At 67.8% G+C, this 14,793-nt stretch carries 12 protein-coding genes; 7 read left to right on the top strand and 5 right to left on the bottom strand.

From position 1 onward, the window contains the following. Positions 1-69: 69 nt before the first annotated feature. Entirely contained in the window at positions 70-2,886 is a 2,817-nt protein-coding gene (locus tag H9658_RS06820) for a TonB-dependent receptor (protein WP_191824808.1), read from the bottom strand. On the opposite strand from H9658_RS06820, the gene H9658_RS06825 reads away from it, so the two are divergent. From H9658_RS06825 to H9658_RS06835, 3 genes are all read left to right on the top strand, one after another. Next, positions 2,880-3,053 (top strand): hypothetical protein, encoded by a 174-nt coding sequence (locus H9658_RS06825; protein WP_191824809.1) that lies wholly within the window; start codon positions 2,880-2,882, stop codon positions 3,051-3,053. The two genes, H9658_RS06820 and H9658_RS06825, sit on opposite strands and share 7 nt — an antisense overlap. Positions 3,054-3,353: 300 nt before the next feature. Continuing rightward, a complete protein-coding gene (locus tag H9658_RS06830) occupies positions 3,354-4,754 on the top strand; it encodes a trypsin-like serine peptidase (RefSeq protein ID WP_191824810.1) in 1,401 nt (466 codons plus the stop codon). 136 nt (positions 4,755-4,890) lie between these two features. After that, complete coding sequence (locus H9658_RS06835) at positions 4,891-5,043, top strand: hypothetical protein (RefSeq protein ID WP_179563714.1); 153 nt, start codon at positions 4,891-4,893, stop codon at positions 5,041-5,043. Positions 5,044-5,156: 113 nt separating this feature from the next. On the opposite strand, the gene H9658_RS06840 is transcribed toward H9658_RS06835, so the two are convergent. Then, positions 5,157-5,738, bottom strand: coding sequence for a glycoside hydrolase family 108 protein (locus tag H9658_RS06840; protein WP_179563713.1), 582 nt, complete (start codon positions 5,736-5,738; stop codon positions 5,157-5,159). Positions 5,739-5,951: 213 nt separating this feature from the next. On the opposite strand from H9658_RS06840, the gene H9658_RS06845 reads away from it, so the two are divergent. Both H9658_RS06845 and H9658_RS06850 read left to right on the top strand, forming a co-directional pair. After that, entirely contained in the window at positions 5,952-6,440 is a 489-nt protein-coding gene (locus H9658_RS06845) for a pyridoxamine 5'-phosphate oxidase family protein (protein WP_179563712.1), read from the top strand. A gap of 290 nt (positions 6,441-6,730) precedes the next feature. Beyond that, on the top strand, positions 6,731-7,666 hold the full coding sequence (locus H9658_RS06850) for a hypothetical protein (protein ID WP_225209794.1): 936 nt from the start codon (positions 6,731-6,733) through the stop codon (positions 7,664-7,666). A gap of 33 nt (positions 7,667-7,699) precedes the next feature. Here H9658_RS06850 and H9658_RS06855 read toward each other — a convergent pair whose 3' ends face one another. The 3 genes from H9658_RS06855 to H9658_RS06865 form a co-directional block, all read right to left on the bottom strand. After that, positions 7,700-8,557, bottom strand: a complete 858-nt coding sequence (locus tag H9658_RS06855) for an HDOD domain-containing protein (protein ID WP_318241188.1) — start codon at positions 8,555-8,557, stop codon at positions 7,700-7,702. Between the two features lie 361 nt (positions 8,558-8,918). Then, positions 8,919-9,398, bottom strand: coding sequence for a nuclear transport factor 2 family protein (locus tag H9658_RS06860; protein ID WP_179563710.1), 480 nt, complete (start codon positions 9,396-9,398; stop codon positions 8,919-8,921). 165 nt (positions 9,399-9,563) lie between these two features. Next, positions 9,564-13,208: a methylmalonyl-CoA mutase family protein gene (locus H9658_RS06865; protein WP_191824812.1), complete on the bottom strand. Its 3,645-nt coding sequence runs from the start codon at positions 13,206-13,208 to the stop codon at positions 9,564-9,566. 229 nt (positions 13,209-13,437) lie between these two features. Between H9658_RS06865 and H9658_RS06870 the strand changes: the two genes are divergently transcribed. Both H9658_RS06870 and H9658_RS06875 read left to right on the top strand, forming a co-directional pair. Further along, the gene (locus H9658_RS06870) at positions 13,438-13,755 is read left to right on the top strand and encodes a YXWGXW repeat-containing protein (protein ID WP_179563708.1); all 318 of its coding nucleotides are present in this window, start codon (positions 13,438-13,440) and stop codon (positions 13,753-13,755) included. A 271-nt stretch (positions 13,756-14,026) separates the two neighbouring features. After that, positions 14,027-14,581 carry a hypothetical protein gene (locus H9658_RS06875; RefSeq protein ID WP_191824813.1) on the top strand — a complete coding sequence of 185 codons (555 nt, stop codon included), beginning with the start codon at positions 14,027-14,029 and terminating at the stop codon, positions 14,579-14,581. Positions 14,582-14,793 lie beyond the last annotated feature (212 nt).

A 14,793-nucleotide genomic window follows, 5' to 3' on the forward strand; every position in this document is an offset into this window, starting at 1 on the left:
GGTGCCCGGCCCGTGCAGGCATGGGCCGGACGCAGCCCGCTTCAACCACCGAAGCGGGCAGCCACCGCATCAGTAGGTGATCCGTGCCGAGAAGCCGTAGCGCCGGTCGTTGAGTTCGTAGCGCAACGGCGCGCTCGCCGTGCCGATGTAGATCTCGTTCATGCGGTTGTTCAAGTTCACCGCGTCGAACGACAGCGCGATGTGTTCGTTCACGTTGTAGCTGACCGAGGCATCCAGCGAGGCGTAAGGCTTCTGGTATTGCGGAATGCCGTTGGCGCCGCTGCCCTGGGTGGTGTCCAGGTATTCGCCACGCCAGCTCCAGGCCAGGCGCGCGGTGACGGGACCCTTCTCGTACAGGGCCACCGCGTTGTAGCTGTGCTTGGACAACTTCTCCAGCGGCACCGTGGCCGGGATGTCGGAGCCGGCGGTGGCGAAGGGATTGGACACGCTGCTGTCCACGTAGGTGTAGTTGAACTGGAACCCCAGGCCGCTGAGCCAACCGGGCAGGAAATCGTAGAACTGCTGGTAGGCGAATTCGGCGCCGCGGATGGTGCCGTTGCCGGTGTTGAGCGAGGTGCTGATGTCGTAGTCCAGGCCGTTGTAGTTGCGCACCACGGTGCCGCTGGCCAGGAAGCCGTCCACCTTCTTGTAGAACAGGCCGGCGGTGAGCGAGCCGGCAGGAGCGAAGTACCATTCCAGCGTCGCATCGTAGTTGTCCGACTGGACCGGACGCAGGAACGGATTGCCCGAGGACCCGCCAGGCCGCCCGGTGATCGGATTCAGCTGGCTCGATGCGCCCAGCGAGACGTTGGTCGACATCTGGTCGAAGTTGGGCCGCGCGATCAGCTGCGAATAGGCGAAGCGCGCCTGCAGGGTGTCGCTCAGGTGCGCGCGCAGGTTGAACGACGGCAGCACGTCGTTGTAGGTGCGCTCGACCGACAACGGGGTGATGCCGCCGCCGTCCATGAACACCGCGCCGTCCGAACCGGTGGTGGTCCTGACCAGGCGCACACCGATATTGCCATCCAGGCGCAAGCCGGCCAGATCGGTGTCGTAGTCGGCGGTGAAATAGCCGGCCCAGGTCTTTTCGGTCTGGTGGTTGAGGTCGCTCGGCTTGAACGCGGTCTGCGGCGCGAAGCCGAACAGCGCCTCGGTGCGCGCGGTGCGGTCGAACAGGCCGCCGCCGCTGGCGAACTCCGGATACAGCACGCCGCCGGTCAGGGTCTTGCCGTCGAAGAAGTCCGGCGACGGCCCATTGCGCACCAGTTCCGGATGCGCCGAAACCGACGGGTAGACCAGGGTCGTGGCGCAGGTCGGATCCGCCCCGGTCACGCCCAGGCAGGCGGCGTTCCAGGTGCCGCGCAGGTCGATGCTGCTGTCGGCGTAGCGCACGCCGGCGCTGAACTTGGTGAACAAACCGCCCTCGGTGAAGTATTCCAGGTCCGATTGCAGCGCCAGCTGGTCGGCGTCGTTGCGGGTCAGCGCATCGGCGATATAGCTGAAGCCGTAGTTGTTGGGATCGCTCAGCAACGCCGGATCGCGCACGTTGAAGCGCGGGTTGCCGCCGCGCAGGTCGAAGTCGACGATCGAGCGGTTGGCCGCGTTGCTGCTGTCCTCCGATGCGCGGTCGTAGAGCGAGACGACGAAGCCGTTGCGGTCGGCATCGTAGGACGAGGTGAGGTATTGCGCGTCGAAGGTCACCGCCAGCTTCTCGCTGGGATTCCAGCGCAGGTTGAGGCTGTAGTTGGTGTTGGTCGAGGTGAGATCCTGGTCGTAGCGCGCCGACTCGAACATCTGGTTGTCCAGCGCGCCCGAGGTGGCGTAGCCGTTCTTGTCGAAGGTGAAGTCCGCGCCCGCCAACGGCGACGCCGCATCGCGTCGGTTGGCCTGGTAGAAGTACTTGCCCTGCCGGTAGAAGTCGTAGGTGGTGCGCAGGAACTGCCCGGTGACCAGCACCGTATCGGACGGCTTCCACTGCAGCGCGGCCGCCGTGCCCAGGCGCTTTCGGTCGCCGCCGTCGTCGTAGATCTGGAAGCCGGAGGGAATCTGCACGCCGCTCGGCGCGCCGGCGATGACGCCGTCCGGCACCGCGACGAACGGGCCGGTCAGGATGCCGTCCTGGCGATAGCTGGAGCGGCCATAGCCGACATTGAACAGCACGCCGATCTCGCCGGCGTCGGTGTCGAAGCGGTCGCTGTACAGGCCCGACGCCGACCCGCCGGTCTTGTCGGCGCGGTCGTAGTAGTTGCCTTTGGCGGTGGCGCTGAGGACCCGGCCGGGCGCGTCGAACGGCAGCCGGGTGCGCAGGTTCACCACGCCGCCGACGCCGCCCTCGATGAGGTTCGCCGGCGGATTCTTGTAGACGTCGATACCGGACAGCAGCTCCGGCGGAATGCCTTCCAGGTCCAGGGTGCGGCCGCCGGAAGCGGAAAACGTATCGCGCCCGTCAAGGAAATTGCGCACCTGGGTCAGGCCGCGCACGGTGACGGCCGGCTGCGTGCGGTGATCGAAATCGGTGGCGCCTTCGCCGTAACGGCGCTGGATCTGCACGCCGGTGATGCGTTGCAGCGCTTCCACCGTGTTCGCATCCGGCAGCTTGCCGATGTCCTGGGCCTGCACCGAATCCACGATCTGCGTCGCGTCCTGCTTGATCGCCTGCGCCGAGCGCAGGCTTTCGCGCACGCCGGTGACCACGATGCTGTCCATTGTCTTGACGTCGGTGCCGGCCGGCTGCGCAGCGGCATCCTGCGCGCCCTGCTCGGCAGGAGTGGTGGGCTTGGCCTGCGCCCACGCCAGCAACGGCGTCAGCATCGCCAGGCCCAAGGCGCTGGCGAGGGGATTCCTGTGCTTGCGGTATTTACGCTTGAAGGGCGCACGACTTGTCATTCGAACTCTCTCCGGTACTGACGAAATTGACCTTCGTATCGAAACCGACATCGGCCTTGATGCTGCGCACGATGGACAGCGAAGTTCTTGCCGGTGGTGGCGACAACTGCAGCGACGGCAAGCAGGGGTTTCAAGCTGTATTTCAAGCTATGTTCATATTTATATGACAATTAGAGAGTGCGCACGTTGCGTCGCAACACGCCTTCTGCACAGGCGTTCGCAACGCCGCGCACCTTGCGGCGCCGACGTTTGACGCCCTATGCGTCGACACTGACACCGGTTGTAGATGCAGGCGACGGCGTATCGCGACGCCGCACCTGTCTACGAAATCGGCCCTGTACGCGTGACGCCGCGCACGCAATCGCCGTGCCTGCGCCCGTAGCCTCGGCATGCACCGTGGAAGTGGGTGCAACGGCATCCGGTCCCCTGCCGGATGGTCTAGTCGTCTTCTAGCAGAAGGAAGATCCATGAATCGCAAGAACGCGCTGTATCTGGCCCTGCTGGCCGGCATCTCCGGTCTTTCCCCCGTCGCCATGGCCGCCAATCCCCCAGCGGCCGAGATGGACTCCGCTCCCGTCGAAGCCCGCCCCAATGCCGCCGCGCTCGGCGGCGCCGAACTGCGCAGCCTCGCCACCGGTAGCGCGCATGCGCCGCGCGTCATCGAACTCGGCGCTCCCGACAGCGCCCAGGCCGCGACGATGAAGCAGCTGCGCGGCCAGCAGGTCAAGCATGGCCAGCCGCTGCAGATCGGCTTCTCGCGCGACATCGCCAAGCCGGCAATCAACCTGCGCCGGCTCAGTTGGCAGAGCCTGCCCAACGGCGCGCAGGTCACCAGCTTCGAAATCGTCTCCACCGATGCGGCGGCGCTGCGCGCGGCATTGCAGCTCAGCGGCAGCGGCGCCCAGCCGGGCGACCCGAGCAAGGCCACGCTGCGCTTCGCCGGCGACGACGGCCGCGTGTTCGAACAGAGCGGCGCCGATTTCGCCGGCAGCGAGCCGGGCTGGTCCGCGGCGGTGTCCGGCTCGCGCCTGGTGGTGGAGATCGAACTGCCGGCCGGCCAGTATCCGCAGGGCTTCGCGCTGAAGATCCCGCAGATCTCGCACATGGACATCAATCCCGTCGCCAGCGAGGAAATGATGCGGCCGATGATCGGCGAGAGCGATTCGTGCGAGCGCGACATCGTCTGCCGCGCCAGCCCCAGCAGCGGCTTCACCTCGGCCGCCAAGTCGGTGGCGCGCATGGTGTTCAGCACCAGCAGCGGCTCCTACCTGTGCACCGGCACCCTGCTCAACAACAGCAACTCGCCGAAGAAGTACCTGTTCTGGACCGCGGCGCACTGCATCAGCACCCAGACCGTGGCCAACACCCTGCAGACCTACTGGTTCTACGACGCCACCACCTGCAACGGCTCCACGGTCAGCTCGTCCTACACCACGCTCAGCGGCGGCGCCTATCTGCGCCACGCCAACACCACCCGCGACACCTCGCTGCTGGAACTGAAGACCGCTCCGCCCAGCGGCGCCTTCTATGCCGGCTGGAGCAGTTCGGCGATCGGCTCCACCGGCACCGCGATCGAAGGCATCCACCACCCCGCCGGCGACGTGAAGAAGTACTCGCTGGGCAGCGTCACCGCGCTGTCGTCCTCGATCGACGGCAAGTCGCCGCTGTACAAGGTGGTCTGGAACACCGGCGTCACCGAAGGCGGCTCCTCCGGCTCGGGCCTGTTCACCGTCAACAGCAGCGGCGCCTACCAGCTGCGCGGCGGCCTGTACGGCGGCACCTCGTACTGCAGCGCGCCCAGCGACCCGGACTACTACTCGCGCTTTTCCGACGTGTATTCCACCATCCAGCCCTACCTGAGTCCGTAAGCCCAGGCCCGGGAGGGCCGTACTCCCGGACCCGGACAGGCCACGCCGCGCGCGTGGCCTGTCCGTACGGCCCGCCACCACCCCGGCATGCAGGGGTTACACTGGGGGCCCCATCTCACACACGGCAGGCATCCACTTGGCAAAGCCCAACTATTCCTTCGAAAAACGTCAGCGCGAAATCGCCAAGAAGAAACAGCAGGACGAGAAGGACGCGCGCAAGCGCGAAGCCCGCGAGGCGGCCAAGGCCGCAGCGGACGCCGAAGCGAAGACGCCCGACAGCGGCACCTGAGCAGCGCCGGCGGAACCGGTCCCGCACCGGCTCCCGCCAATGCGTGCCGCCCGCGGCGTTGCCGGCCATGCGCAATGGCGGGCGCCGTTGCCTCGTCTTGCGCCTGGATCGACTCAGGCGATGCCGGTGGCCGGCGGAGCGGCGCAGGCGGACGCGGACGGCAACGTCGCCGGGAACCACTCCGCGCGTGCCAGCCAACCCTTCAGGAATTTGTCGTCGGCCGGACGCTCCTGCGCCAGCCGGTCGTAGTAGTCGATCCGGCCCTGGCGATACAGCGCATAGACCTGTGCCTGGTCGGCCGCCTGCAGTGCCGCCAGCGTGGCAGGCCCCATTTCTCCATCGGTGGCCAGACCCGTGGCGCCCGATTGCTGCAGGATCCGCTGCAGCAGCAGGACCGCCTCGGTCCCGGCATTGACGTAGAAATCGAACAGGATCTCGGCCAGCGGCTGCGAGGCGACCTGATCGCCGTCCAGCTTGTCCCAGTATGCATTCCGATAGATGACGCCGGCCTGCTCCGGGGTCAGCGCGCGCAGTGCGTCCAGCGTCGGCTGCTCGCCGAGCAACGGCTGCGCATAGCGCTCGAACGTCGCCAGGGTGATGCCGAGGTTGGTAGCGCCGCCGGGATCGGCCGGATCGTCGACGTAGCCCCCTTCGAACCGCAACAACTGCGGCAGATACAGATCCAGCGATGCCATGGCGACGTACTCCTTGACGAACGACAGGACGTCAGTGTGGCACCGAACCGGCAAACCAAGCTGTGCCCCAGGGAACAACTTGCGTGGCCGGAACGCTGTACGGACGTGGGCGACGGACGGCGCCTACACGCCCCGTCGACGCCTCCGTCACGACCCGCCTGCGCGCGGCAATGCACAGTCCGGGCAGGCATTCACGCCCTATCGGAGACCCGCATGGCCAGCCCGCAGGAACTGGAAGAGAAATTCTGGAAAGCGCTCAAATCCGACCGCACGGTCATGCTCGGCCTGGACGGTGTCGAGGACGGCCATGCGCGACCGATGACGGCGCAATTCGAAGGCGACCGCGGCGGTCCGATCTGGTTCTTCACCTCCAAGGACAACGCCCTGGTGCAGAAGCTGACCCAGAGCCAGCGTGTCATCGCCGCGTTCAGCGCCAAGGACCACGACCTGTTCGCCAGCATCAGCGGCACGCTCAGCGTGGACAACGACCAGGCGGTGATCGAGCGCCTGTGGAACGGCTTCATCGACGCCTGGTACGAGCAAGGCAAGGACGATCCCAAGCTGGCGCTGCTGCGCCTGGATCCGGACCACGCGCAGATCTGGCTCAACGGTTCCAGCCTGGTGGCCGGCATCAAGGTGCTGTTCGGCATCGACCCGAAGCGCGATTACCAGGACAAGGTCGCGGACGTGCCGCTGCGCTGAGCGGCATGCACGCGTCCTGACAGGCCGCATCGCGCGCCTGTCGGGCCTATCGCTCGTCCCTTCTCGCCGCGCTCGCTGCCGCGGCGAGAAGGGCTTTTCGCAAGCGCTCGGATACCAGCAGCGCTTCCCCGCGTTGCTACGCCATCCTCCCTCGCCTGCGCTCTCCGCGACCTCAAGCGGAATCGCCCTGGGCAGGGCTGCATCGCGCATCCATAATTGGTGCCAATGCCCGCAGCGCTGAAACAGGTCGTCCGATGCCGCAACCTTTATCCGAAGAAGACCTGCAGTCGGTGCACGAACGCGCCTACGAGAGTTTCAACGCAGGACAGCTGGAACAGGCTGCGCAACACTTCGCCACCCTGCTCACGCATGCGCCGGACGCGCGCCACTATCACTACATGCAAGGGCTGGTGCACAAATATCGGCTGGACTGGAGCGTGTCCCTGCGCCACAACCTGTGTGCGTTGGCGCTCGCCGAAGAACCAGACGAAGCCGCGCACTGGAATGCCGGCATCGCGGCGACGGCCGTCGGCGACTGGGCGCAGGCGCGCGCGCAATGGGCGGCCTGCGGCATCGACGTTCCCGAGGGCAATGGACCGATCGAGACAGATTTCGGCGTGGTCAGCATACGTCTGAACCCATGGTCCGACGGCGAGACCCTGTTCGCGCGGCGCATCGACCCGGTCCGCGCGCGCCTGCTCAACGTGCCGCTACCGGAAAGCGGCCACCGCTATGGCGATGTCGTTCTGCACGACGGCGCAGCGACCGGGCGGCGTGCGTTTCACGACCGCACGGTACCGGTCTTCAACGCCTTGGCACGCCTGCAGCCTTCGCCATTGCGGACCTTCACGGTGTTCGCGCATTGCCCAACCCCGGAAGACCGCGACGCGCTCCGCGATGTGCCCGCCGGCGACGAGATCGCTCTGGTCGAAGACTGGACCGAAACCCTCGTCAACTATTGCCTGCGCTGCAGTTACGGCGCAGCCGCGCATCCGCACCACGACGCGTCGACCGATCCCTGGAAAAGCGATCGCGATTTCGGCGTCGCTGCCACCCAGCGCAGTTCCCTGGACGTATGGTTGCGGCACTGGCAGGCCGGTGCTGCAGGACGTCGCATCGATGCGGTGGAGCTTCGCGAGACCAGCCCGCCATTGCGCCAGGATGGCATGGCCTGGTGGATATCGCCGGACGATGCGGCCGACGACGGCATGGCCGAGCATTCCTAGCGCGTCGGCAAGCGCACCGACGCCGCCCGAGCCTCAACCTGGAGCGGCGTCCAGCAGCGCCAGCGCCGCCTGGCGGCGCCCGATCCGCAGCGAACGCCCCAAGGAACTCAATGCATGCGGCTCGACATGCCTGTGTTGTTCGTCGAGCCCTTGTCGCATGCGCTCCGACAGCGCCCAGTCATGCGAGATCGCCTCCGCCACCCGCGCCGTCCAGTCTCGCAGCAACTCCGCCAGCAGCCCTGCATCGGGTAGGAGTCCGGGCTGTTTCGCATACGCATCGCGAACCACCTGCACCACCGCCACGGCTCCCAACCCATACAGCAGCGCCAGCAACTGCGCCGCCGCGGGATCCTCGCGCTCGGCATCCTCGGCATGGCGCGCGGTGGCCCTGGCCGACAGCAAGGTGTGCTCCCACAGCAGCGCCGCGCAGCGGCCGAACGCGCTGCCGTCGTCGGCAATGACCGGCTGCAGCAGCGCGGCCAGCACGATCTGGCGCAGGCCCTCGGTGCCGAGCAAGGCCACCGCGCGCTCCAGGTTCTCGATCGGCTCGGCGTGGCGGCGGTACGCGGCACTGTTGGCGATGCGCAGCAGATTGCCGGCCAGCGCCGGATCCTGGCCGAGAATCGCCGCGATGGCCTGGGCGCCGGCAGCGGGATCGTTGAGCGCGCGGGTCAGCTGCGGCAACAGCTGCGGGCGGCGCGGCGTATAGCGCGGATGCGCGTCGATGCGCGCCAGGACCGCGACGGCCGCCGCGGCGATCTCGGCCTGCGCGGCACCCGAGGCCGCGCTGGGTTCGGGCGCAGGCACGCCGGCGAACGCCAGCGCGTACAGGCGCAGCAACAGCGCGGATTCCTGCGCTACGGAAAAAAGTTCGGCCGCGGCGGCAGCCACGCCCTGCCCCGGCTCCGCCGCGATCGCCGCATCCGTGCCGGCGTCTTCGGCAGTGACACGGTGCGCAGACGCGGCGGCGGTTTGCGCAACGGCGATCGGCGCCACAGCTCCACGCCGGCGTCTACGGCGCCACATCCAGCCGCCGATACCCAGCAGCAGCGCGACGGCAACGCCTGCAATCCAAATCGACGGCCCCATCATCGGCATCCGCAAGGTCGCCATATCCCCCACCCGGCTGGAAGCGCAACCACGGCCAGGCGCGCCACGCCATTCAAGCATGGCGCGCAGGTTCCTGCTTGAACGGCCGCGGCGGCCTGCACGCGAGGCTGCAGCGACTGCGCGGCGCCTCCGCCATGCACGCTCAGGGCGCCGGCGCAGCCGCCGCGCGATGGCCGTAGCTGAGCACCCGCGTCAGCTTCCAGCCGTCCTGGTCCTGGCGCCACACCATCACGAATTTGGCGATGCCCTCACAGCGCCCGCTGGCCAGCTCGCAGAAGCGGTGTTCGCCCTCCTCGATCGCACCGAAGTCCTTGACCGGATAGACCCGCAGCGTGCCGTCCACCAATTCGCGGCGCACCTTGCCGCAGATCCACTTGCGCGTGTTGTCGACCACGGTCTTGCGGTCCCAGCTGGCGCCGCCGGTGTCGTGATAGAACTCCACGTCGGGCACGAACAGTTGCTCGAACGCCGCCATGTCGCAGCGGTTGTAGGCGCCGAACAGGCGCTGGTCCAGTGCGGCGACCGTGTCGAACAGCGGCCCCGCAGTGCCGTCCTCGGTCGGCGCCGCGGCTCGCGCGGTCGCCGCGCAAGCCAACAGCAGGAGCGATCCCCATATCTTCATCCGCCACCTCCCCCGTCGTCGATGCGCAACTATGCGTCTCCCCAGGCCGTGCCTGCAATGGCTCCAGGCACGTGCCGCAGGCAGTGGGCTGGGCGGCGGCAAACGCAGAGATGGCTGGCTGCAGGCACTCGCAGCGCACGCGCCACGGCCGCCGTTGGCCGGCGGCTACATGTTGCGTCGGTACTCCCCGCCCACTTCGTACAGCGCGTGGCTGATCTGACCCAGGCTGTGGGTCTTCACCGCCTGCATCAGCGCGGCGAAGACGTTGCGGCGCTCGCGCGCGGCACGCTGCAGATAGCCGAGGCCTGCCGCATCGCCGGGAGCCGGCGCGGCGGCCGCTTCGGCCGGTTCCGCTTGCAGCGGCTGTGCCGGCGCAATGCCGTTGCGGCGCTGCTGCCAGTCGCGCACGTTGGCGATCTGCTGGCCCTTTTCTTCCTCGGTGGAGCGGATCAGTTCGATCTGGGTCGCGGTCTCGCCGGCGTGCTGCTTGGGCAGGAAGGTATTGACACCGACCAGCGGCAGGCTGCCGTCGTGCTTCTTGTGCTCGTAGTACAGGCTCTCTTCCTGGATCTTGCCGCGCTGGTACATGGTGTCCATCGCGCCGAGCACGCCGCCGCGCTCGCTGATCGCCTCGAACTCCTTGTACACCGCCTCCTCCACCAGGTCGGTGAGCTGCTCGACGATGAAGCTGCCCTGCCAGGGGTTCTCGCAGAAATTCAGCCCCAACTCCTTGTTGATGATCATCTGGATCGCCACCGCGCGGCGCACGCTTTCCTCGGTCGGCGTGGTGATCGCCTCGTCGTAGGCGTTGGTGTGCAGGCTGTTGCAGTTGTCGAACAGCGCGTACAGCGCCTGCAGCGTGGTGCGGATATCGTTGAACTGGATCTCCTGCGCATGCAGCGAGCGGCCGGAGGTCTGGATGTGGTACTTCATCATCTGGCTGCGTTCGTTGCCGCCGTAGCGCTCGCGCATCGCCCGCGCCCAGATGCGCCGCGCCACGCGGCCGATCGCGGTGTACTCCGGATCCATGCCGTTGCTGAAGAAGAAGCTCAGGTTGGGCGCGAAATCGTCGATGCGCATGCCGCGCGCCAGGTAGTACTCGACGATGGTGAAGCCGTTGCTCAGGGTGAAGGCGAGCTGGCTGATCGGGTTCGCGCCGGCCTCGGCGATGTGATAGCCGGAGATCGACACCGAATAGAAGTTGCGCACCTTCTGCTCGACGAAATACTGCTGGATATCGCCCATCATGCGCAGCGCGAACTCGGTGCTGAAGATGCAGGTGTTCTGCGCCTGGTCCTCCTTGAGGATGTCGGCCTGCACCGTGCCGCGCACGCTGGACAGGGTCTGCGCCTTGATCTGCGCATAGGTCTGCGCGTCGACCAACTGATCGCCGCTGACGCCGAGCAAGGCCAGGCCCAGGCCGTCGTTGGTCGGCGGCAAGTCGCCGTGATAGCGTGGCCGCTGCCGGCCTTCGAACAACTGCGCCAGGGCCTGCTCGGCCTGCGCCCAGCGCTGCGCATCGGCCTTGAGGTATTTCTCCACCTGCTGGTCGATGGCGGTATTCATGAACATCGCCAGGATCATCGGCGCCGGGCCGTTGATGGTCATCGACACGCTGGTCGTCGGCGCGCACAGGTCGAAGCCGGAGTACAGCTTCTTCATGTCGTCCAGGGTGGGAATGTTGACCCCGGAATTGCCGATCTTGCCGTAGATGTCCGGGCGCGGCGCCGGGTCCTCGCCGTACAGGGTGACGCTGTCGAAGGCGGTGGACAGGCGCGCGGCCGGCTGGCCCACGCTCAGATAGTGGAAGCGGCGGTTGGTGCGCTCCGGCGTGCCCTCGCCGGCGAACATCCGGATCGGGTCCTCGCCGGCGCGGCGGTACGGATAGACGCCGCCGGTGTAGGGATAGCTGCCGGGCAGGTTCTCCTTGCCGAGGAAGCGCAGCAGTTCGCCCCAGCTCCTGTAGCGCGGCGCGGCGATCTTCGGGATCGGCTGATGGCTCAGCGACTGGCGGTAGTTCTCCACGCGGATCGCCTTGCCGCGCACTTCGTATTCGGTGACCTCGTCGGTGATCGACTTCAGCCGCTGCGGCCACTCGCGCAGCAACTTCAGCGACTCGCTGGACAGCGCCTGCAGCGCGTCGTTGTAGCGCTGGCGCAGCAGCAGCAAGGTCGCATCGACCGCGGCGCCGGCCATGGCGGGCGCATCAGCGCTGCGCGCGGGTGGCTGCAGTTCCTCGACTGCGTAAAGGTCCAACTGCTTCGGCAACTGCGGGTCCTGCAGTTCGTGCAGCGACTGCCAGAACGATTGCGCGCGATCCGCGGCCTCGGCCTGGCGTTCGATGCCGGCGTTGAGCGCGCGGCCCTGTTCGGCGATCTCGGCCAGGTAGCGCACGCGCGCACCGGGGATCAGCACGGTGGCGCGCGGCTCCTTCAGCGTGGTGTCCAGCTGCGGCCGGAAATCGCAATGCGGCGACGCCGCGGCGCGGCGGGCGGCGTCGCTCGTTTCGGCTCCGGGGTCGGACGCCTCGAGGCCCAGCTTCGCGCGCAACAGCCGGCACAGGTTGACGAACATCCAGCTGATGCCGGGATCGTTGAACTGGCTGGCGATGGTCGGATACACCGGCACTGCCTCGTCCTCGAGCTGGAACGCGACGCGGTTGCGCCGCCACTGCTTGCGCACGTCGCGCAGCGCGTCCTCGGCGCCGCGCCGGTCGTACTTGTTCAGCACCACCAGTTCGGCGAAGTCGAGCATGTCGATCTTTTCCAGCTGGCTCGGCGCGCCGTAATCGCTGGTCATCACGTACACCGGGAAATCGACCAGATCGACGATCTCCGAATCGCTCTGGCCGATGCCGGCGGTCTCCACGATCACCAGGTCGTAGCCGATGCCTTTCAGGAACGCGATGCAGTCCTTGAGCACGCGGTTGGTGGCCGCATGCTGGCGTCGCGTGGCCATCGAGCGCATGTACACGCGCGGGCTGCGCAAGGCGTTCATGCGGATGCGGTCGCCGAGCAGCGCGCCGCCGGTGCGGCGCCGGCTCGGATCCACCGACACCACCGCGATGCGCATCTGCGGGAAGCCGGCCAGGAAGCGGTTGAGCAATTCGTCGGTGACCGACGACTTGCCGGCGCCGCCGGTGCCGGTCAGGCCCAGCACCGGCGCTGCGTGCCGCGTGCGGGACTCGGGACCCGGCAGGCCGGACTGCCACTGCTTGCGCAGCAGGGCCAGTTCGGACTCGGAGAACGCGCCATCCTCGAGCGCCGACAACACCTTGCCGATACCGATCTCGTCGTCGATGTGCGGCAATAGCGCGCCGGCCTGTTCCGGGTCCCGAGTCCCGAGTCCCGAGTCCCGCGCGAGCGAAGCGCGCGCCACCACGTCCTCGATCATCTCCACCAGACCCATCTTCATGCCGTCGTTGGGGTGGTAGATGCGCTCCACGCCGTAGGCCTGCAGCTCGGCGATCTCCTCCGGGGTAATGGTGCCGCCACCGCCGCCGAACACCCGCACATGGCCGGCGCCGCGTTCGCGCAGCATGTCCACCATGTACTTGAAATACTCGACGTGGCCGCCCTGGTAGGAGGACAGCGCGATCGCGTCGGCGTCCTCCTGCAAGGCCGCGCGCACCACGTCCTCCACGCTGCGGTTGTGGCCGAGATGGATCACCTCCGCGCCCTGCGCCTGGATCAGCCGGCGCATGATGTTGATCGCCGCATCGTGGCCGTCGAACAGGCTGGCAGCGGTGACGAAGCGCAGCGGGCTGGTATCGGCTTGCGGCAGCGGCACGCGGGACGCGGGAATGCTCATCGAGAAGACATCGGCAAGAGAATGCGGCAATTCTAGGCGCGCAGCGCAGCGTGGGCAGGTTGCGCTGCAACATGCGACAACCGCCGCGCTGGCGGCGAGCGTGCCGCCGGACGCCACGGCGAACGTAGCTATCCGGGACATGAATGCGGCAGTTCGGCGCGTCAACAGCGGCGGCGCCTGCCGCGTTTGCGTTGACGTCGGCACACCGCCGATGTCCCTGGAGAATCGCATGTCCCTTCGTCCTTTGTTGCTGACCTCCCTGCTCGGCAGCGCGCTCGCCGGCGGCATGCTGGCCGCGCCCGCGCAGGCGCGACCGGTGGTGGAACTGTCGGTGCAGACCGCGCCGCCGCCGCCGCGGTTCGAACGTGTGGTGGTGCGACCGGGCTATGTCTGGGCGCCGGGCTACTGGCATTGGAACGGCCGCCGCCATGTCTGGGTCGCCGGCCGCTACGTGGTCGCACGCCCGGGCTATGTCTATGTCGGCCCACGCTGGGAGCATCGCGGCCCGGCCTACCGCTTCCACGACGGCTATTGGGTACATCGCTAGGCCATGGCGTGGCGGCGCGGCCATGTTCCCGCCGCCACGATGCTGCGCGGCGTCGTGACCGTCCTCATCGCGCTTTGCGATAGTGCGCGGACCACGGCACCCGCCGGTTCCCGAGAGAACGCATGTTCAGGCCTTCGCTGTCGCGTGCGTTCCTGCCGTTGTCGCCGGCCCCTGCCGTGCGTGGCGCCTGCGGGGTGCGCGGTCCGTCGCGCACTGCAGGCCATCGCCTGCCTGGCCTGATTCGGCACTCGCTGCGCACCGGATCCTAGCGATGCCGTTGCGCGTCCCGCCAGGCACCTACGCGATCGCCATCACCGTGCTGGCGGTGGCGATCGCCAGCGTCGCCGCATGGCGCGAACGCCCCACCGACGCGGCCTCGCACCGTGGACTCGGCGATGCCATCGACGCCACGGCGAAGACGGTCGCGGCGCGCAAACGCACCGCCATGCCCGTCGCCAGCGCGCCGGCCGCGCCGAGCGCCACCCCGACCCGCGACGCACCCCGCTTCGACCAGCAAGGCCGGCTGCTGCCGGATCCGGCATTGCGGCACTACCTGGATCGCTATCTGACGGCCGTGGATGCACAGGCCGTGGCGACGCAGCGCCAGGACCTGGAGCGCGACCTGGCCGCGATGCCCGCCGCGAAGGCGGGTCAGATCCTCGCCTGGTTCGATCGCTACGCCGCCTATCTGCAGGCCGAAGCGACAGGCGCGCCGCACGGCACCGACCCGGAGCAGCAGGCGCGGCAGGCGCGTGCACTGCGCGAACGCCTGCTCGGACCGCAAGCGGCCAGCGCCTTCTTCGCCGACGAGACAGCCACGCGCTGAACGGAACAGCGATCGGCGCCCGGAGCCAAAGGGGCCCTCCGCACCGCACCTGGACACCGTCCGAGCGTCGCAAACAGTACCGAGATGCCCATGCCGCACGGGTCTGCACGGAGCTGCCGGAGACTGCACGGCCCGCAGGGAATTGCTTTAAAATGCGCTCATCGCGACGATCAGGACCCGTTCCGGAACCCGTCGCGTTTTTCGTTTTGCGC

This window comes from Xanthomonas bonasiae (assembly GCF_014836395.1).
Taxonomy (GTDB): Bacteria; Pseudomonadota; Gammaproteobacteria; order Xanthomonadales; family Xanthomonadaceae; genus Xanthomonas_A; species Xanthomonas_A bonasiae.